Origin of the sequence: Streptomyces sp. NPDC025273, assembly GCF_040638585.1 — a bacterium.
In the GTDB taxonomy this organism is placed as follows: domain Bacteria; phylum Actinomycetota; class Actinomycetes; order Streptomycetales; family Streptomycetaceae; genus Streptomyces; species Streptomyces cinereorectus.
In genome coordinates, this window is sequence record NZ_JBEZYP010000008.1 from 74,115 (window position 1) to 93,394 (window position 19,280).

14 protein-coding genes and 1 pseudogene are annotated in these 19,280 nt (G+C 70.7%); 9 read left to right on the plus strand and 6 right to left on the minus strand.

The features are described from left to right. The first annotated feature begins 111 nt into the window (after positions 1-111). A complete protein-coding gene (locus tag AB0F38_RS15535; protein WP_361892403.1) occupies positions 112-957 on the plus strand; it encodes a TIGR03619 family F420-dependent LLM class oxidoreductase in 846 nt (281 codons plus the stop codon). A gap of 154 nt (positions 958-1,111) precedes the next feature. Next, entirely contained in the window at positions 1,112-2,596 is a 1,485-nt protein-coding gene (locus AB0F38_RS15540) for a penicillin-binding protein 2 (RefSeq protein WP_361892406.1), read from the plus strand. A 122-nt stretch (positions 2,597-2,718) separates the two neighbouring features. Here AB0F38_RS15540 and AB0F38_RS15545 read toward each other — a convergent pair whose 3' ends face one another. Further along, positions 2,719-3,402 (minus strand): HAD family hydrolase, encoded by a 684-nt coding sequence (locus AB0F38_RS15545; RefSeq protein WP_361892927.1) that lies wholly within the window; start codon positions 3,400-3,402, stop codon positions 2,719-2,721. Positions 3,403-3,522: 120 nt separating this feature from the next. Between AB0F38_RS15545 and AB0F38_RS15550 the strand changes: the two genes are divergently transcribed. Both AB0F38_RS15550 and AB0F38_RS15555 read left to right on the plus strand, forming a co-directional pair. Next, on the plus strand, positions 3,523-6,105 hold the full coding sequence (locus AB0F38_RS15550) for a bifunctional FO biosynthesis protein CofGH (protein WP_361892409.1): 2,583 nt from the start codon (positions 3,523-3,525) through the stop codon (positions 6,103-6,105). Positions 6,106-6,453: 348 nt separating this feature from the next. Beyond that, positions 6,454-7,569 (plus strand): ADP-ribosylglycohydrolase family protein, encoded by a 1,116-nt coding sequence (locus AB0F38_RS15555; protein ID WP_361892412.1) that lies wholly within the window; start codon positions 6,454-6,456, stop codon positions 7,567-7,569. 73 nt (positions 7,570-7,642) lie between these two features. Here the strand turns inward: AB0F38_RS15555 and AB0F38_RS15560 are convergent, their stop codons facing one another. The 4 genes from AB0F38_RS15560 to AB0F38_RS15575 all read right to left on the minus strand — a co-directional run bounded on the left by AB0F38_RS15560 (position 7,643) and on the right by AB0F38_RS15575 (position 11,995). After that, positions 7,643-9,214 carry a sodium:solute symporter family protein gene (locus AB0F38_RS15560; RefSeq protein WP_361892415.1) on the minus strand — a complete coding sequence of 524 codons (1,572 nt, stop codon included), beginning with the start codon at positions 9,212-9,214 and terminating at the stop codon, positions 7,643-7,645. A gap of 514 nt (positions 9,215-9,728) precedes the next feature. Continuing rightward, positions 9,729-9,935 carry a DUF397 domain-containing protein gene (locus AB0F38_RS15565; protein ID WP_361892418.1) on the minus strand — a complete coding sequence of 69 codons (207 nt, stop codon included), beginning with the start codon at positions 9,933-9,935 and terminating at the stop codon, positions 9,729-9,731. A gap of 243 nt (positions 9,936-10,178) precedes the next feature. Continuing rightward, positions 10,179-11,036: a helix-turn-helix transcriptional regulator gene (locus tag AB0F38_RS15570; RefSeq protein ID WP_361892421.1), complete on the minus strand. Its 858-nt coding sequence runs from the start codon at positions 11,034-11,036 to the stop codon at positions 10,179-10,181. Between the two features lie 239 nt (positions 11,037-11,275). After that, positions 11,276-11,995: a GPP34 family phosphoprotein gene (locus AB0F38_RS15575; protein ID WP_361892424.1), complete on the minus strand. Its 720-nt coding sequence runs from the start codon at positions 11,993-11,995 to the stop codon at positions 11,276-11,278. A 164-nt stretch (positions 11,996-12,159) separates the two neighbouring features. Here AB0F38_RS15575 and AB0F38_RS15580 point away from each other — a divergent pair, with 164 nt between their 5' ends. The 4 genes and pseudogenes from AB0F38_RS15580 to AB0F38_RS15595 all read left to right on the plus strand — a co-directional run bounded on the left by AB0F38_RS15580 (position 12,160) and on the right by AB0F38_RS15595 (position 17,476). Beyond that, a complete protein-coding gene (locus tag AB0F38_RS15580; RefSeq protein ID WP_361892427.1) occupies positions 12,160-14,775 on the plus strand; it encodes a D-alanyl-D-alanine carboxypeptidase in 2,616 nt (871 codons plus the stop codon). A gap of 212 nt (positions 14,776-14,987) precedes the next feature. Continuing rightward, on the plus strand, positions 14,988-16,811 hold the full coding sequence (locus AB0F38_RS15585; RefSeq protein ID WP_361892430.1) for an MFS transporter: 1,824 nt from the start codon (positions 14,988-14,990) through the stop codon (positions 16,809-16,811). A 45-nt stretch (positions 16,812-16,856) separates the two neighbouring features. Further along, positions 16,857-16,997 (plus strand): annotated as a pseudogene (locus AB0F38_RS15590) (phosphotransferase); the annotation flags it as partial. A gap of 110 nt (positions 16,998-17,107) precedes the next feature. Continuing rightward, entirely contained in the window at positions 17,108-17,476 is a 369-nt protein-coding gene (locus tag AB0F38_RS15595) for a hypothetical protein (protein WP_361892432.1), read from the plus strand. A gap of 100 nt (positions 17,477-17,576) precedes the next feature. Here AB0F38_RS15595 and AB0F38_RS15600 read toward each other — a convergent pair whose 3' ends face one another. After that, positions 17,577-17,870, minus strand: a complete 294-nt coding sequence (locus AB0F38_RS15600; RefSeq protein WP_361892435.1) for an antibiotic biosynthesis monooxygenase — start codon at positions 17,868-17,870, stop codon at positions 17,577-17,579. Between the two features lie 253 nt (positions 17,871-18,123). On the opposite strand from AB0F38_RS15600, the gene AB0F38_RS15605 reads away from it, so the two are divergent. Beyond that, positions 18,124-19,245, plus strand: coding sequence for an epoxide hydrolase family protein (locus AB0F38_RS15605; protein ID WP_361892438.1), 1,122 nt, complete (start codon positions 18,124-18,126; stop codon positions 19,243-19,245). Positions 19,246-19,280 lie beyond the last annotated feature (35 nt).

Below are 19,280 nucleotides of genomic sequence, written 5' to 3' on the forward strand. Positions count from 1 at the left end.
GTTACGGCCGAAACGGATCCCTGTGGTCCCCCGGACGGGCCGAAGGCTCCGCTTTGCGCGCCGAACCGCATACGTTGGACCCGTCACGGACGACGACGGAGGTGTCCTCACATGCGGATCGCCACAACGATCTTCCTCACCGATGAGACGATCACGCCGGTACGGCTGGCCCGCGAGCTGGAGCAGCGCGGATTCGCCGGGCTGTACCTGCCCGAGCACACCCACATCCCGGTGAGCAGGCAGACCCCGTACCCGGCGGGGGGCGAGCTGCCGCGCGAGTACGGCCGCACCCTCGACCCCTTCGTCGCCCTGGGGCAGGCCTCGGCGGTCACCGAGCGGCTGGCGCTCGGCACCGGCATCACGCTGGTCGCCCAGCACGACCCCGTCGACCTGGCGAAGCAGATCGCCACGCTGGACCACCTCTCGGGCGGCCGATTCACGCTCGGCGTCGGCTTCGGCTGGAATGTGGAGGAAGCCGCGGACCACGGCGTCCACTGGCCGGACCGGCGGGCGCTGGTCCGCGACCGGATGGCACTGATGCGCGCCCTGTGGGCGGACGAACCGACGGCGTACGAAGGCGAGTTCGGCTCGGTGCGGGCGAGTCATGCCCACCCCAAGCCGGTGCAGGAGCCGCGCGGCCCGGTGAACGGGCCGCGCACCCTGATCGGCGGGGCCGCGGGACCGAAGCTGTTCGCACAGATCGCCGGGACGGCGGACGGCTGGCTGCCGATCGGCGGGCGGGGCCTGACGGAGTCCGTGCCGGCGCTGCGTGCGGCCTGGGACGCGGCCGGCCGCGACCCGAAGCAGCTCCAGGTGGTGCCGTACGCGGTCCTGCCCAGTCCCGGCAAGCTGGCGCACTACGCCGACCTGGGCATCGAGGAGGTCGTCCTGCAGCTGCCCCCGGCCGGGGAGGCGGAGGTGCTGCGGGCCCTGGACGCGTACGCGGCGTATCTGTGACCGGCGCGGCCCGTCCGCACCGGGCGGTGGCCCGAGATCGACCGGCGGCGGTCTCGGGTGCAACCATCAAGGCTAAAATTGCATCCTTCACCTCCGGACATCGATGGTGCGGCCCGTGTGCGTGTGTGCTCGGCTGCCGGGGAGCAGGAGCACGATGAACAGGCCGTTGCGGCACATAGCCATTTTCTGCGGGCTGCTGATGCTGGCTCTGCTGGTACGGACCAACTGGCTCCAGTTCGCCCAGAGCGAGGAGCTCTCCACCCACGAGCACAACCGGCGGGTCAAGATCACCCAGTTCGCGACGCCGCGCGGCGACATCATCGTGGGCGGCAAGGCGATCACGGGCTCGAAGGCGGTGGAGGGGACCGACTTCAAGTACCAGCGGACCTTCAAGCAGGGTCCGATGTACGCGCCGGTCACCGGCTACGCCTCCCAGGCGCAGGGCATGTCGCTCCTGGAGAAGACGTACGACAGCATCCTCAGCGGCCAGGACGAGCGCTTCGCCTTCCGGCACGCCAAGGACATCCTCACGGGTGAGCCGCGGCGCGGCGGTGATGTGATCACGACCATCGATCCGAAGGCGCAGGAGGCGGGCTTCAAGGGCCTGACCGACCTCGACGCACGGGGCGCGGTCGTCGCGCTCGAACCGTCGACGGGCAAGGTCCTCGCGCTGGTCTCGACGCCTTCGTACGACCCCTCGGTCTTCGCCGGCAACTCCTTCAAGGAGGGTGACAAGTTCCAGGCGCTGGTCGACAGGAAGAGCAAGCCGCTGGCCAACCGCCCGCTGCGCGAGACCTTCCCGCCCGGCTCCACCTTCAAGATCGTGACCGCTGCGGCGGCCCTGGAGCACGGCGTCATCACGGACGTCAACGCGCCGACCGACGCGGTCTCCCCGTACCCGCTGCCGCTCTCCACGAACAAGATCAGCAGTGAGGCGGGCGACGCGGTCTGCAACAAGGCCTCGCTCAAGACCGCCATGCAGTACTCCTGCAACAACGTCTTCCTCGACGCGGCGGCCAAGCTCGGCGACGACAAGATGCGTGAGACGGCCGAGAAGTTCGGCTTCAACGCGGACATCTACTCCGAGGACTTCGGCGACATGCTCGCCACGAAGAGCCTGTACCCCGAGGAGCTCGACAAGCCCGGCACGGCCCTGACGGGCATGGGCCAGGGCAGCCTCACGAGCACCCCGATGGAAATGGCGATGGTGACGGCGGCCCTCGCCAACGGCGGCAAGATGATGCAGCCCTACATCGTCGAGAAGCTGCAGGGGCCGGACCTGTCCACCCTGGAGGAGCACGAGCCGCAGCTGAAGAACCAGGCGGTCTCCGAGGAGACGGCGAAGAAGGTCCAGGAAATGATGGAGTTCACCGCCAAGGAGGGCAGCGCGCAGAAGGCGCTGATCGACGGCGTGACGGTGGGCGGCAAGACCGGTACGGCACAGCGCGGCAACGACGTGACCAAGGAGGTGCCGTACGGCTGGTTCGTCTCGTACGGCAAGAAGGCCGACGGTCAGGCGGTGGCGGTGGCGGTGTTCATCGACCCGACGGCGATGGACATCTCCCGCTCGGACATCTCGGGCGGTGGCCTGGGTGCGCCGATCGCCAAGCGCGTGATGCAGGCGGTGCTGGGCAAGTAGCGGCACGGACGGACACGCGCACGGGCCGGGCTCCCCACCAGTCGTGGGGAGTCCGGCCTGTTTTCGCTCGGGACCCGCTGCGGGGGGCGAGGGGCAGGGGTCCGTGCTCGGACGGGCTCCGCCTACGCGCCGGACGGGACCGACCGGAAGACGGGGCGGGGCCGCTGCGCCCCGTTCAGCAGGGCCGGCAGGTCCGTCAGCGCGTCGATGATCCAGTCCGCCGTCTCCGTCACGTCCGGGTGGTCGGCCCACCAGTGCCCGTACGCCCCGCGGCGGATGTGGGCCGCCCGCAGCCCCGAGGACTTCGCCGGGAACAGGTCCTCGGCCGGATGGTCGCCCACGTACAGGGTGGCGTGCGGGGATGCCTCCGAGACCTCCAGTACGCGCGCGAAGAACTCCGGGTCCGGCTTCGCCACACCCCACTCCTCCGACGTGACGACCAGGTCGGCCGGCAGGTCCAGGGCCCGCAGCAACTCCCCGGCCCGCACGGTCCGGTTCCCCGCGATCACGATCCGCAGGCCGAGCGCGCGCAGCTCCGCCAGGGCGGGGCGGACGTCGGGGTAGAGGTCCCTCTCGTCCAGGTGCTCGCCGCGGCCGGCCGCCGTACGGGCGTGGTACGCCTCGGCGACGTCCATGTCGGGGCGCAGGATGCGCAGCGCGTCCACGCAGTCGCGGCCCTGGACGACCGCTGCGCCGACGAGGGCGCTGACGGTGTGCGGCGGGACTCCGAGCCAGTCGGCCCAGGAGGCCCAGTGGCGGTCGTCGCGGACGAGGGTTTCGCCGATGTCGAAGACGATCGTTTCCATCACCTCTCCGACCCTACGGTGCAAGACGGGCATAACGGCCAAGGCGCCAGGGCGGCCGGGGTGGTTACGCCGGACAGAGGCCCTGGTCCGGGCCGGGTGCCCCGCTCGTATGCTCGGTTCATGACCGATCCTCAGCGCGGACGTCCCACGACCAACGCCATGCGGCGCGCCCTCCGGCGGGCCCGCGACGGCGTCGCCCTCGATGTGGCCGAGGCCGCCGTACTGCTCCAGGCACGGGGGGACGACCTGACGGATCTGGCCGCGTCCGCCGCCCGGGTGCGCGACGCCGGGCTCGACGCGGCGGGCCGTCCGGGGGTGATCACGTACTCCCGCAAGGTCTTCATCCCGCTGACCCGGCTCTGCCGTGACACCTGCCACTACTGCACCTTCGTCACCGTGCCGGGGAAGCTCAGGCGTGCGGGCCACGGGATGTTCCTGTCACCGGACGAGGTCCTCGACATCGCTCGCAAGGGCGCCGAACTGGGCTGCAAGGAAGCCCTGTTCACGCTCGGCGACCGGCCGGAGGACCGCTGGCCCGAGGCGCGGGAGTGGCTGGAGGCCGAGGGGTACGACGACACCCTGGCGTACGTACGCGCCATGGCGATCCGGGTGCTGGAGGAGACCGGGCTGCTGCCCCACCTCAACCCCGGGGTGCTGACCTGGACCGATCTGCAGCGGCTGAAGCCCGTCGCCCCGTCCATGGGCATGATGCTGGAGACGACGGCGACCCGGCTCTGGTCGGAGAAGGGTGGCCCGCACCACGGGTCCCCCGACAAGGAGCCCGCCGTCCGGCTGCGGGTGCTGGAGGACGCCGGGCGGTCCAACGTGCCGTTCACCACCGGCATCCTGATCGGCATCGGCGAAACGTACGAGGAACGCGCCGACTCCCTGTTCGAGCTGCGCAGGACGGCCCGCGCCTACCAGGGCATCCAGGAGGTCATCGTCCAGAACTTCCGCGCCAAGCCGGACACCGCGATGCGCGGGATGCCGGACGCGGAGCTGGAGGAGCTGGCCGCCGCGATCGCCGTGGCCCGGCACGTCCTTGGCCCCTCGGCCCGCATCCAGGCCCCGCCGAATCTCGTCGACGCCGAGTACGCCCTGCTGATCGGCGCGGGCATCGACGACTGGGGCGGAGTGTCGCCGCTCACGCCCGACCACGTGAACCCCGAGCGGCCCTGGCCGCACATCGACGAACTCGCCGCCCGTACGGCCGAGTCCGGATTCCGGCTGCGCGAACGTCTCACCATCTACCCGGAGTTCATCCGACGCGGCGAGCCCTGGCTCGACCCCCGCCTCCTCCCGCACGTGCGTGCACTCGCCGACCCGGAGACCGGCCTCGCGAAGGAGGGCGCGATCCCGGTGGGGCTGCGCTGGCAGGAGCCCGACGAGGGGTTCAACGCCTCCGGCCGCACCGACCTGCACCGCACCATCGACACCGAGGGCCGCACCGGCGACCGGCGCGACGACTTCGACGAGGTGTACGGGGACTGGGAGGCGCTCCGCGAGGCCGCGGCCCCCGGCATGGTCCCGTCCCGCATCGACGCCGACGTACGCCAGGCACTGAGCCAGGCGGCCGACGACCCGACGAAGCTCACCGACGACCAGGCCCTCGCGCTGCTCCACGCGGACGGGCCCGCGCTGGACGAGCTGTGCCGGATCGCGGACACCCTGCGCCGGGACGTGGTCGGCGACGAGGTCACGTACATCGTCACGAGGAACATCAACTTCACCAACGTCTGCTACACCGGCTGCCGCTTCTGCGCGTTCGCCCAGCGGCGCACGGACGCCGACGCGTACACCCTGTCCCTGGACCAGGTCGCCGACCGTGCCGCACAGGCCTGGGACGTCGGCGCGGTCGAGGTCTGCATGCAGGGCGGCATCCATCCCGACCTGCCGGGCACCGCGTACTTCGACATCGCGCGGGCCGTGCGTGAACGCGTCCCCGGCATCCACGTCCACGCGTTCTCGCCGATGGAGGTCGTCAACGGCGCGACCCGCACGGGGATGTCGGTCCGCGACTGGCTGACCGCCGCCAGGGAGGCCGGGCTCGGCTCGATCCCCGGCACCGCCGCCGAGATCCTCGACGACGAGGTCCGCTGGATCCTCACCAAGGGCAAACTGCCGACCGCCACCTGGCTGGAGGTCGTCAGGACGGCGCACGAGGTGGGGCTGCGGTCCTCCTCGACCATGATGTACGGGCACGTCGACCAGCCCCGCCACTGGCTCGGCCACCTCAGGACGCTGGCCCGCCTCCAGCAGGAGACCGGCGGCTTCACCGAGTTCGTGACGCTGCCCTTCATCCACACCAACGCCCCGGTCTACCTGGCCGGGATCGCCCGCCCCGGTCCCACCGACCGCGACAACCGGGCCGTCACGGCGATGGCCCGTCTGCTCCTGCACCCGCACATCACCAACATCCAGACCAGCTGGGTCAAGCTCGGTACGGAGGGTGCGGCCCAGATGCTCCGCTCGGGGGCCAACGACCTCGGCGGGACGCTGATGGAGGAGACCATCTCCCGGATGGCGGGCTCCGGCTACGGCTCCTACCGGTCCGTCCAGGACCTGGTGTCCATCGCCGAGCTCGCGGGCAGGCCGGCGAAGCCGCGCACGACGCTGTACGGCGCGGTGCCGCAGGAGCGCGTCGCGGCCGCCGCGGCGTCGGACGGTCACCTGCCGGAGCTGCTGCCGGTGCTGCCGAGCTGACTCTCACGGCAGGCGCTCGGCCGGGGCGTCCGCCACGAGACCTCTCGTGGGGGCGGGGGACGCCCGAAGGTCCGGCCCGGGTTGCGACCCGTCCCGGAATCACCTTCCGAATGCCGGCCGAGGAAACGTCTCCCCGAATCCTTCCCGAAACCTCCTCCGGAATCCCGCACCGGAAATCCGTTCAGGAAACCCGTCCAGGAAACCCGTCCAGAAAAACCGTGAGGAATGCCGTTCAAAAGTGCTCCGAAGCGCGACTCCGTACATAACGTTCCACTCCTGAATCGGCTCTTCCCGTTCGATTACAGTGCTTGCGCAGTCGCAAGCCGCTGAACGAACGGAAGGGGCACGGTGAGCACAGGGACCACGGCTGTCTGGGGCCGTGCCGAGCAGCAGGACTTCCGCAGCCGGGTCCGAGGCTCCCTGCTCGGCGGCGCCATCGGCGACGCGCTCGGGGCGGGGGTCGCCGGACTCACCCTGGAGGCGATCCGTGCGGCCCACGGCGTGGACGGCGTCGTCGACTTCGTCCCGGTGCACGGCAGGCGCGGCGCCGTCACCGCCGTCACCCAGCTCACCCTCTTCACCGTCGACGGGCTGATACGGGCGCAGGTCCGCCGCGACACCGGCGCCTGGCATCCGCCCACCGACGTGCACCGCGCCCACCTGCGCTGGGCGGCCACCCAGAGCGCCTGGGGACCCGACGAACGCCGCGAGGACAACGGCTGGCTGGCAGGGGAGGAGTGGCTGTACACCCGCCGCGCCCCCACCCGGGAGTGCCTCATCGGCTTCGGCGACCCCACCATGGGCACCCTCGCCGTGCCCAAGAACCCGGCGGCGCGGGACTCGGCCGCGCTCACCCGCTCCGCGCCGTTCGGGCTGCTCGTCGGCTGGGAACCGCAGCTGGTCCTCCAGCTGGCCGTCGAGTGCGCCGCCCACACCCACGGACATGCCACCGCGCAGCTCGCCGCCGGGGCCCTCGCCGTCATGGTGCACGGGCTGGCCCGGGGCGAGACCCTGGACGGCTCCGTCCAGCGCGCCCTCGCCCTGCTCGCCGAACGCCCGGGCAACGAGCAGGTCACCGAGGCACTGCGCCAGACCCTCGGCTCCGTACGCCAGGGCATCCCCGGCCCCGCCCTCATCGAGGCGCTCGGCGACACCGACTCCGCGGAGGAGGTCCTCGCCGTGGGCCTGTACTGCGCGCTGGTCGGCGAGGACGTACGGCACGGGCTGCGCCTCGCCGTGAACCACTCGGGGCCGTCCGCGGCCACCGGGGCCGTCTGCGGCGCCCTCCTCGGGGCCCTGCACGGCGAGACGGCACTGCCCCCGGCCTGGCTGGCCGAGCTGGAGGGCCGGGCGACCGTCCTCGAACTCTCCGACGACTTCGCCATGGAGATGACCCAGGGCCCCGCCCTGCACAGCCCCACCGCCGTGGCCCCCGGCTGGCTGGCCCGCTACCCCCGGGGCTGAGTCGCGGGAACGAATCGGAAGTGGGCGGACGCCGCCGCGCCCGCCCGCCCTCCGGTCCCTCCGCACGCGAGGGTCAGTCCTTCACGCCCTCGGGCACCACCGTGCCGTCCGGGCCGGTCCGCTGCGGCGGGACGGCTCCGCCCGCCGGGCTCCCGTCATCCGAGTTGATCTTGTCGATGAGCGCGTCGCGCTCCGGTGTGTCCTCCGGCTTGACGAACCCGATGACGACGTACAGCACCAGCGAGATCGCCAGCGGCAGCGCCACCTGGTACTGCAGCGCGACGTCGGTCTTCACCGAACCGTCGAAGTTGTAGTTGGTGAGGTAGAACGCGAGCAGACCCGCCGCCCAGCTGGTGAGCGCCGCCGTCGGCCCCGACCTGCGGAACCTGCGCAGCAGGCCCAGCATGAACGGGATCGCGATCGGCCCCATGAGCCCGGCCACCCACTTGATGACGACCGAGATGATGTCCTTGAACGTCGGCGAGTTGATCTGGGTCGCCAGCGCCATGGACAGGCCGAGGAAGGCGAGCGTGGACAGCCGCGCGGCCATGAGCCCGCTGCGGTTGCTCCAGGTACGGGCCGCCTTGGAGAAGACCGGTGCGATGTCCCGGGTGAAGACCGCCGCGATGGCGTTGGCGTCGGAGGAGCACATCGCCATCGTGTGCGAGAAGAAGCCGACGACGACCAGGCCCAGCAGTCCGTGCGGCAGCAGCTGCTCGGTCATCAGGGCGTAACTGTCCGAGGCGTCGGGCTTCTTGGCCTCCACGAGCAGCGGGGCGACCCACATCGGGAAGAAGAGCACGACCGGCCAGACCAGCCACAGAACGGCGGACAGCCGGGCCGAACGGGTCGCGGAGCGGGCGGAGTCCGTGGCCATGTAGCGCTGGGCCTGGTTCCACATTCCGCCGTTGTACTCGAAGGTCTTGATGAAGAGGTACGCCAGCAGGAAGGTCACCGTGTACGGGCCGGCCGTCGGGTCCGTGTGACCCTCGGGCAGCTTGTCCCACACCGTCCACAGAGAGCTGAAGCCGCCCAGCTCGCTCATGACGATCACCAGCATGGCCAGACCGGCGAACAGCTGGATGATGAACTGCCCCAGCTCGGTGAGCGCATCGGCCCACAGCCCGCCGACGGTGCAGTAGACGGCGGTGATGGCGCCGGTGATGAAGATGCCCTGGGTGAGGGAGATGCCCGTGAAGACGGAGAGCAGCGTGGCGATGGCCGCCCACTTGGCGCCGACGTCCACGATCTTCAACAGCAGACCGGACCAGGCCAGGGCCTGCTGCGTCTGGATGTTGTAGCGGTTCTTCAGGTACTCGAGCGGCGAGGCGACGTGCAGGCGCGAGCGCAGCCGGTTGAGCCGGGGCGCGAAGAGCTTCGCACCGATGCCGATGCCGATGGCGATCGGCAGGGACCAGGTCACGAAGGACGTGACGCCGTACTGGTACGCGATGCCGGCGTAGCCGGTGAACATCACCGCGCTGTAGCCGGACATGTGGTGCGAGATGCCCGACAGCCACCACGGCATCTTGCCGCCGGCCGTGAAGAAGTCGCTGACGTTGTCCACGCGCTTGTGCGACCAGAGTCCGATCGCGACCATCACACCGAAGTAGCCGATGAGCACGGCCCAGTCGAGACTGTTCATGTGCCCCCTCCAGGGGTCCGCCTTGTGAACGGGAACGCACTTCGCCAGTACGGCCGTTCAGCGGGGCCCCCGCGCGGGAACGGGGGACTTCGGGGATTGAACCGCCTGTTCGGCTCCTCGGTCAAGGTTTTCGCGGTCAAGGATATGAACGCAGATCAGCAAGGCGAACGATTTTACTCGTTCTTGACCTAGTGGGGCGTTGTCGTGAACGTGACCGCAGCCACAGGATGAGCGGGCACTTCGTCAGGCTGTGCAGGGATCGCGGCAACGCAGAGCTCAGGAATGCCCGAGAACGCGGAACGGCCGCACGGGATGCGGGTCCCGTGCGGCCGGAAGAAGGAGGAGAGTTGAGCGAGCGAGGCCTGAAGTGCTGATGCTCCGACAGGCGGTTCGTCGATCGGTGGCGCTGAATCCGTTGGCGGGTCAAGCCCTCTCGGCCAGGACGGCGGACCGGTCTAGAGGACTCCTGACGGCGCTACGGAGTGGCCACGCCGGGCGAACCGCGGGTGGTGGATCAGGCGTTGACCGTGCCCGCTGCGACATCGCGCACGAAGGCGTTCCACGCGCCGGGCACGAAGGTGAGTGAAGGGCCCTCGGGGGCCTTCGAGTCACGCACGGCGATGGCCTGCGTCACGGGGGACTTCACTTCGACGCACGCCCCGTTGCCGCCGGAGTACGACGACTTTGTCCAGTTTTCCGTAGCACCCTGAAGGATAGCCATGTTCACTCCGGTTCAGAGAGTTGTGTGAGTGGCGCCAACTTCGTTCCCGTTGGCGTGATCGACGCTACTCGCCAACATCGCTAAGCGGAGGAGCCGTTCACTCGTCCGGATGGCATATCCCGAATGGGACTTCCGTCGCGAGGTGGTGACGGTGTACCGTCCCGTCCCCACCTCACCTGCAGCCCCGCATCTCTCGCAAATCTCACTTTGCCGGGTGCCTCGTTCCGGCAGGCTCCGTGGTGTTCAGCGGGTGTAGCTCTTGGCGATCTCGCCGATGAAATGGCGGGTCTGCTCCACGTTCAGTGCCTGTGCCCGCAGGTGCTCGTACATGACGCTGTAGCGCTGTACGTCATTCGCCTTCTCCAGATAGAGATCGCTGGTGACGCCTTCGATGTACACGACGCTGGAGTCCGCGGCGTCGGGGAATTCCAGAATGGCGTACTGCCCGTTGATGCCCGGGTGCGCACCCATCTCGAACGGCAGTACCTGCACCGTCACGTGGGGTAGCTGGGACTGCTCGACGAGGTGTTCCAACTGCTCCAGCATCACCTGCTTGCCGCCGACGAGCCGACGCAGTGCGGACTCGTCGATCACGGCCCAGAGGCGCAGCGGGTTCTCAGGGGCGGTGACCCGGTCCTGGCGGCGGGCGCGCACGTTCACCCGCTTCTCGATGTCGGAGGGCGGTGCCTCAGGGAGGGCGCCGTTGATCAGGGCCTCCGCGTATCCGCGGGTCTGCAGCAGTCCCGGGACGACCTGGGGTTCGTACACCCGAAGAGACTCGGCATCCGTTTCCAGGCCGATGTAGACGCTGTACGGGATGTCACCGAAGGCGTGCCACCAGCCCTGCTGGCGGGAGTCCTTGGCCATCTGCATGAGCGACTCGACGATCCGGTGGTCCTCGACCTCGTAGACCCCGCAGAGGTCGCGCACGTCGCGCTGGCTGATGGAGCGGCGGCCGTTCTCCAGGCGGCTGATCTTCGACTGCGAGACCAGCAGCCGCTCCGCCACCTCCTCCGCCGTCATGCCCTTGATCTCGCGGAGGCGGCGCAGTTCCTGGCCCAGCCGGCGTCGCCTGACAGTGGGATTGACGTTGGTCGGCACGGGAACGGCACCTCCGGCTATGCAGCTGTTGTAGCTGTGCGTATCTGCTTGCTCAGCAGATTGCCACCCGGGGCCCCGGCCGCGCTGGGAAATGGCCACACGCATTGACCGCGCGCAAGAGCGCGGGGCAGCCGGTGGATCCGGCTGCCCCGCGCCTGGTGCGGCTCCCGGACCGGGTCATGGGGACGTCGGTGCGGTGGTGTGCGGTGCTCCGCGCAACTGTCCGCGCGGTCGTGCGGTCAGTGGACGGAGGTGTGCGCCATGCTGCCGCTCCGCGCTGGGGCTTGCGGCTGCAACGGCACGCCTGCCGTCTGCTGATTACGGCGTGGCTGGACGGCCGCGCCGTTCTGGACGTCCATCACGGCATGCGCCACGAGACCGCCCATCGGGTCGTGTCTGATCAGGTCCCGGAGCCGGGAGCGCGATGAGCGCCCCTCGTTCCCGGGGTACAGGTGCTTGCCGAGTCCGACCGCGTGGGCCAGCGCGGCGAGCGCCGCGGTCCGCGGGTCCGGCGGTACGCCGGTGCGGATCGCACTGTCCAGCCGGGCTCTGATGTCCCGGCTGATTGCCGTGTCCGTCGCCTGGTAGCGAGTCGTCGGCAGCACTCCGCACATCTGGCCCGCCACGGCATGCACCATGCCGCACCGCTCCAGATGAGCGAGGTAGATCTGGCGAAGTCCCAGTCGGGGTCCGCCGATCCAGTGGACGGCCCGAACCGGGCTGCCGCGACGGCGCAGCAGTTCCAGTGCGGAGTCCAGAGTCGGATCTCCTGTCGGCCGTGGCATCACCACGGCGATACGATCCCCGTCAGGGGCTATCCGTCCTGCCAGAGCCAGCTCCACTAGCTGTGCCCCGGCCAGGCCGAGGTCGAGCGACTGCGGCTGCGCTGTGGTACCCGTGGTCGGGTCCAGAGCGAGCAGCAGAAGCTCCTCCGGAATTGTTCTGCGGCTCCTGCCCATCCATGCCTCCCCGCGTGGATGAATGACAGGGTGACCCCTCTCACATTGGTCTGTCGAGAGTGCCTGGGTGCTTTGTAAGGGAACCGTTAGGTATGTCGTTCCCGTCTAGCAGCCCGGCCAAGGGTTCACACAGGACACTGGTAGATGGTTCGGACAGTGCGGGCATGTCCCCGCGGCGCATCAAGGAGGCATCGGTGGCGGGCGAGTCCCCCGACAAGTCGGAGCAGCGGAAGTCGTCGGGGACGACTGAGGAACGCGATCCGCGTTTCGCCGTGTTCCGCGAACCGGTCGCCGCGGCAGGCGCCGGGAGCACGACGGGCAGGACGACGGGCACCGTGACGGACACCGCGACGGCGGTCTTCCGCTCGCCGCACTCCGCGGACACGGCCGACGAGTCGGAGGAGGTGTCCGAGGACGCCTCCACGGACCCTTCCGAGGGCGGGTCCGTGGACGCCGGCAGCGACACGGGCACGGACCGGGCCGACGGCGCCGCCGCATCGGGCGGCGACCCGGAGGGGCCCGAAGTCCCCACAGAGGGCGCAGAGGCCCCTCAGGAGGGCTCCAGGGCCCGTGGAGAGGCCGGGGGTCCCGCCGGTGCGGACGAGGCGACGAGGAGCGAGCCCGGGGCGACAGCGGCGCCGGACGTGCCGTCCGCTGCCGGGTCCGGGTCCCGGCCGGACACCGAGACGGCTTCCGGGGGCACCGCGGGGTCGGGCGACGCATCGGGGTCCGGTGCTGACGCGGAGTCCGATGCGGGCTCCGATGCCGGACCCGCTCCCGTGACCTCTTCCGAGCCCCAGCCTGACGACGAGCCGGACGACGAGCTGGAGAGGGACGGCCGCGCCGGGACCGGCACGCGGTCCGAGGACGGCGCGCAGGCCAGGGACGGTGCGCAGGCCGAGCCCGCCGACGACGACGAGAACGACGAGGACGACGGCCCGGACTCCCAGGCCTTCGACGCCGACGAGCCCACGGACGCGAAGGCCACCGGCGAGCGCGAAGCCGACGAGCCCGCCGACGCGAAGGCGGCGGACAGCAAGCCCGCCGAGGCATCCTCCTCCGACACGCCCCGCGTGCCGAGGACCCGCACGGAGACCCCCGTCCCCGAAGCCGCTCCCGAGGCCGCCGCCAAGGCACCCGGCACCCCTCACGAGGACGCGAAGCCCGCCGGGGACGAGCGGGGGGTCGACCAGCCGACCACCGCCTTCAAGGCACCGCGGAAGAAGCAGGTCGACCAGCCGACCACCGCTCTCAAGCTCCCCCCGCCGGCGCCCGATCCGGAACCGGCCCCCGAGGCCCCGGCCGAGCGGACCAGCAAATTCGTGCCGCTGCGGTCGGACGACGCCCGGCCCGGTGAGGCCGGCAGGTCCGTGCCCCCGGTCGGCCCGACGGTCACCCCGGACATCACGGCGGAACCCGACACCCCCCGGACGTCCGCGACCCCCGCGGCCGGACTCGTCGAGGCCGAGCGGACCAGGCAGCAGCCCATGCCGCCCAAGCCGCCGCTCGACCTGCTCGCCGAGCTGACGAACACTCCGCCGCCCCCGCAGACCCCGGTCCGCACGGTGTTCAGGCGGATCAAGATCTGGACGCCGCTGGTGCTTCTCCTCGTGGTCGTCTTCGCGATCGCACAGGCGGTGCGCCCGCTTCCCGAGCCCACGCTGGCGCTCTCCGCCGCACCCACGTACACCTTCGACGGCGAGAAGCTCGACATGCCGTGGCCCGCTGAGGGCCAGGGCGCCGTCGAGGTCGAGGGCGTCGGCACCATCGGCACGTACGGCACGGAGAAGTCCGCGCCGATCGCGAGCGTCGCGAAGATCATGACCGCCTACGTGATCCTCAAGGGCCACCCGATCACCGGCAAGCAGGACGGTGAGCAGATCGTGGTCGACGAGACGGCGGGCGAGGAGGCCAACCGTCCGGACGAGTCGACGGCCCCGATCAAGGAGGGGCAGAAGTACACGGAGCGTCAGATGCTCCAGCTCCTGATGATCCCCTCGGGGAACAACGTGGCCCGGCTGCTCGCACGGTGGGACGCCACGACCGTGGACGCCTTCGTCGAGAAGATGAACGCGGCGGCCGAGGAACTCGGGATGACGAAGTCCGTGTACACGGATCCGAGCGGTCTCGAGTCCTCCACCCGGTCCACGCCGGCCGACCAGCTGAAGCTGGCCAAGGCGGTCACGCAGTACGACGTCTTCCGCGAGATCGTGAACATGCCCCAGGCGGACATCCCCGGCATCGGCAAGACGATCTACAACAACAACGTGATCCTCCTGGAGCCCGGGGTGAACGGGATCAAGACCGGCTCCTCCACCCCGGCCGGCGGCAACCTGGTCTGGACGGCCGACACCGTCATCGACGGCAAGGCCCGCCGGATCATCGGCGCGGTGATGGGCGCCAACCTGGACGGCACCCTCGACGCCAAGCTGCAGCGCGCCATACAGAACAGCCTCAAGCTGATCAAGGCCGCCCAGAAGGGCGTCGAATCCGCCACCGTGGTCAAGAAGGGCCAGGTGGTCGGATACGTCGACAACGGGCTCGGCACCCGGACCCCGGTGGTCGCCACCAAGGACCTGAAGGCGGTCGGCTGGGCCGGGCTCCAGGTCGAGCTCGACCTCGGGGACCTCGGTGAGCCGCTCCAGCACGCGGCGGAGGCGGGCACGGTCGTGGGCGAGGTGACGGTCGGCACCGGCACCGGAAAGGTGTCCGCCCCCGTCGCCCTCCGGAACGGGATGACGGAACCGGCCTTCGGCGACAAGCTGACCCGCATCACCTGACCGGACCCGGCCGCATCCGGCCGGCCGGCACGGTTCCGCGCCCCCGCACCGGGGGCGCGGAACCGTCCGCCGGGGGCAGCGGGGAGAAAAACGTGCGTGCTAGCGTCCGAAAGCAACGGAAGGCCGCCGGGACGCGTCCTCCCGGATACGGATGAGGCCCGTGCAGTACATCGACGGTTCGGCAGGCCCGGGCAAGGACGGGGAGAGTCGCAGTGACCACCGCTGAGCCGACACGGGCGAACGACAGTGTGACGTCCACGGGCTTGCCCGTCCGGATCCCGGCCCAGGCCGACGGTGGCCGGGGCGGAACGGGCCGACCCCCGAGACGCCGCCTGTGGCGCCATCCGGTCGTGCTGACGACCGCGGTGGCCGCTGCCGCACACCTGCTCTGGTTCTTCTTCTTCGCGAACAGCGGCGGCGACATCGCCGCCCAGGACGCCTGGGCCGAGTTCGTCGGCCGCCATCCCGGCACCGCGTACAACCTCGCCTGGTACGGGGGCATGCATCCCGTCTCGTACAGCGTGGTGTCGCCCTATCTGATGTCCCTGCTCGGTGTCCGTACGACGATGATGATCGTCGGCACGGTGTCCTCGGCGCTCACCGCGCTGATCCTGGTCAGGGTGCCCGCCGTCCGCAACCCCCTGGCGTGCGCGCTCGCCGGGGCGTTCGCGTATCTGTGCAACGCGCTGTCCGGGCGCGTGACGTTCGGGCTCGGCATGATGTTCGCGCTGGGGGCGGTGGCGGCCGTCTTCTGCTGGCCGTACCGGTGGAGGTACAGGCGGTGGGCGAAGGCCGTCGCCGCCGCGCCGCTGGCCGCGCTGGCGACGGCGGGCAGCCCGGTCGCCGGGCTCTTCCTCGGCGTGGTCGCCGCGGCACTCTTCCTGAACAAGCGACGTCCCGGGGCGTACGCGATCGGCCTGCCCCCCGTCGCGGTCGTGTTGCTGTCCGCGTGGCTGTTCCCCTTCTCGGGCACGCAGCCGATGTCGCTCGGGACCCTGTCCCTGCCGTTCGTCTTCGCCGTCCTGGTGTTCCTCCTGGTGCCCCGGGACTGGTACACCGTGCGTACGGCCGCCGCGGTGTACGGGGTCGGGACGCTGCTGACGTATGTGATCGACTCGCAGATCGGCTCCAACGTGTCGCGCATGGCGATGCTGTTCGCCGGGGTCGTGCTGCTCGCCGCACTCCCGTACACGGCGCCGCGCACCCGCCGCTGGTACGCGCTGGTCATCGCCTTCGCCGGGCTGAACTTCTGGATCGGCTTCAAGAGCGTCGACGACATCGTCCGGACCGCCCCCACCGCCTCCTGGAACCGTGAGCTGGCCCCCCTCGTCAACCAGCTCCAGAAGGCCGGGGCGGAGCGGGGCCGGGTCGAGGTGGTCCCCGCCAGCAGCCACCGGGAGGCCTCGGCGCTCGCCGGGTACGTGAACCTGGCCCGCGGCTGGAACCGGCAGGCCGACATGAAGCGCAACCCGCTCTTCTACGACGACACCCTGAACGCCGTGAACTACCGGGAGTGGCTCGACCGCTGGGCGGTGCACTACGTGGTGCTGCCGAAGGGCAAGCCCGACTCCAGCGGGGCGGTTCGGGAAGCGGAGCTCGTGGAGAAGGGCCAGCCGTACCTGAGGCCGGTCTGGAGCGACGCCAACTGGAAGCTCTTCCGGGTCCTGGACCCGGTGCCGCTCGCCGATCCGCCCGCGACGGTGGAGCGGGCCGGTGACAACGAGCTGACGATCCGGGTGCGGTCGGCGGGCCGGGTGCTGATCCGGATCCCGTACTCGCGCTGGCTCGCCGTCGTGGACGACAAGGGCGAGAGCGTGGAGCGGCCGCAGGAGACGGAGGCCTCCAGGAAGCGCTCCGCGCAGGACGAGGACGCCCCCAAGGACTTCACCAACGCGCACGGCTGCCTGATCAAGGTGGACGAGGGCCCGGACGGCGACGAGTGGACCGAGCTGCTCGCACCGCGGCCGGGGGTCTACCGGCTGGCCGCGCCGTACCAGCTGCAGCCGGGCACACCGTGCCCGGAGGAGCTGCGCTGACGGACCTCGGCCGGAGGCGGGACTTCCGTGACTTCCGTGCAGGGAGTCGGGACGGACGACGCGGCGTGGGCACGGGGCCGGGGCTGGGCGCCGTCGATCGCGCTCAAGGAGCTCTCGTACTGCCGGACGACGAACCCGGTGATGGCGTCGAACGCCCGGCACGTGATCGGCGAGGTCCTCGCGGACACGGGCCGGGACCGCACCCAGCAGACCGTGCGGCACCGCGGCCCGGCGGCCGACCCGGCACCTCCCGCCGGTTCGACCCGGACACGAGCTGGACCGTGCATGGTCCGGCCATGTCAGTGACAACGCACCGGAGCGGACCCGCGGGCGCATGGTCGGCGCGGATCACCAGGCCGCAGGGGACCCTCACGCAGACCTTCCACTTCACGGCGGACGGCCAGGTCTTCATGGCCACCGGCGGTGCCGGCACCTGGACGGCCACCGGCCCCGGCACCTTCGCCTTCCGGCTCTCCGAGCCGGTCTTCGACGAGCACGGCGACTGCGTCGCCTGGGTGGCCATCGACCAGCGGGCCGTCCAGCACGGGGACGAGTTCACCAGCGAGGGGCGGTCCACCGTGACCGGCAGCGACGGAAACCCGCTGCGCACCGTCGAGGTCGCGATCGCGGCCCGGGCACGGTACAGCGGGCGGGGCGCCGGGTGAGGCGGGTGACTCCGGCGGGGGCCGGACGCACCGTCGGCGGCCTCGACCGCGGGGCTCGGCGCCCGCACGGGTCCTGGCCGCCGAGGCAGCAGCGGTGGGCTCAGTGCGCGACGCGTTCGAGCAGCGGCGTGTAGATGTTCGGCTCGCTGCTGCCGAGCTTCTGCAGGGCCGTGCGATGGACGGCGAACTCCGGCCGGCCGAGCGCGCGGCGGAAGGACTCCTCGTCCGCCCAGTCGGCCACGTTCACATAGCGGCCCGGCGCGTTCAGGTGCTTCAGCATGCGGTGCGCGACGAAGCCGGGCTGGGCGGCGAAGAACGCCGAGGTCTCCTCGAACGCGGCCTCGAACTCCTCGATCGGCCCGGTGACTTCGAATCGGTTGATGAACGTGATCACAGCGATTCCTTCCGAAAGGCGGATATGCCGGGGTGAAGCCCGAGCACGGTCGCAGTCCGTACTGGAGTACCGGTCGAACAGCGCACCGTCCCGGCCGCGCGGTCCCGTCGAGAACCGTCGAGAACCGTCGAGAAGCCTTGGGAGCCGGTGAGAACCGGACGGTGTTGCGGGAGCTGTCCCGCACTCGACCGGTTCTGTAGCGGTCGTCCCTAGCGTCGGAGCGAATGAATCGAGCCAGCAGGGAGGACACGGGGTGAGTTCAGTCATTGAGCCCTATCGGGCAGAAATCGCGCAGGCGGATCTCGACGATCTACGCGCCCGGCTGAACAGCACACGCTGGCCGGACCGGGAGACCGTGGACGACTGGTCCCAGGGGGCGAGGCTGGAGACCGTCCAGGACCTGTGCCGGTACTGGGCCGACGGATACGACTGGCGGGCGACCGAGGCCCGGCTGAACGCCTTCCCGCAGTTCACCACCGAGATCGACGGGCTGCGGATCCACTTCGTGCACGTGCGCTCGCCCCACCCGGGCGCCGTACCGCTGCTGCTGACTCATGGCTGGCCCAGCTCGATCGTGGAGTACCTCGACCTGATCCGGCTGCTCACCGACCCGCCGGATCCGGCCGACGCCTTCCACGTGATCTGCCCGTCCCTGCCGGGCCACGGCTTCGGCGGGCGACCGACCGGAACCGGCTGGACCGTGCAGCGGACCGCCGAGGCCTGGGCCGCGCTGATGGCACGGCTGGGATACGACCGGTACCTGGCCCACGGCGGCGACTGGGGCTCCTGGGTCTCCGCCGCGCTCGGCAGCACCGACGCCGCGCATCTGCGGGGCATCCACCTGACGATGCCGCTGGCCCGGCCGCCGGAGCACTCCGTCGAGCTGGACGAGCGGGACCGGGCCGCCATGGCGCGCATGCAGAGTTTCGGCAAGAACCGCTCGGGATACGCCGCCATCCAGTCCACCCGTCCGCAGGCGCTCGGCTACGGCCTCGCGGACTCGCCGGCCGGTCAGCTCGCCTGGATCCTCGACCGGTTCTGGGAGTGGGTCGACCACGAGGGCGACCTCGACAAGGCCATCGGCCGTGACCGGCTGCTGGACATCGTCTCCATGTACTGGTTCACCAACACCGGGGCCTCTTCGGGCCGGCTGTTCTGGGAGAGCTTCACGGACGAGCCGATGCGGGCGACGGACGTTCCGACCGGCTGCTCGGTCTTCCCCAAGGACGCCTGGATGCCGCGGGCCTGGGCCCGCGAGCGCTTCACCGACCTGCGCTACTGGCAGGACCTCCCGGACGGCGGCCACTTCCCGGCGCTGGAGCGGCCCGAGGTGCTGGCCCGCGAACTCAGGCTGTTCAACCGCGCACTGGGCTGACCGACCGCGCACCCCGCCGGACAGCCACACCCCGC

Bases quoted from the DNA above. Each gene is read 5' to 3' on its own strand.
- AB0F38_RS15540 (WP_361892406.1), top strand. From the start codon at position 1,112: ATGAACAGGCCGTTGCGGCACATAGCCATTTTCTGCGGGCTGCTGATG.
- AB0F38_RS15535 (WP_361892403.1), top strand. From the start codon at position 112: ATGCGGATCGCCACAACGATCTTCCTCACCGATGAGACGATCACGCCG.
- AB0F38_RS15545 (WP_361892927.1), bottom strand. From the start codon at position 3,402: ATGGAAACGATCGTCTTCGACATCGGCGAAACCCTCGTCCGCGACGAC.
- AB0F38_RS15580 (WP_361892427.1), top strand. From the start codon at position 12,160: ATGTCCCCGCGGCGCATCAAGGAGGCATCGGTGGCGGGCGAGTCCCCC.
- AB0F38_RS15565 (WP_361892418.1), bottom strand. From the start codon at position 9,935: ATGGCTATCCTTCAGGGTGCTACGGAAAACTGGACAAAGTCGTCGTAC.
- AB0F38_RS15595 (WP_361892432.1), top strand. From the start codon at position 17,108: ATGTCAGTGACAACGCACCGGAGCGGACCCGCGGGCGCATGGTCGGCG.
- AB0F38_RS15550 (WP_361892409.1), top strand. From the start codon at position 3,523: ATGACCGATCCTCAGCGCGGACGTCCCACGACCAACGCCATGCGGCGC.
- AB0F38_RS15575 (WP_361892424.1), bottom strand. From the start codon at position 11,995: ATGGGCAGGAGCCGCAGAACAATTCCGGAGGAGCTTCTGCTGCTCGCT.
- AB0F38_RS15560 (WP_361892415.1), bottom strand. From the start codon at position 9,214: ATGAACAGTCTCGACTGGGCCGTGCTCATCGGCTACTTCGGTGTGATG.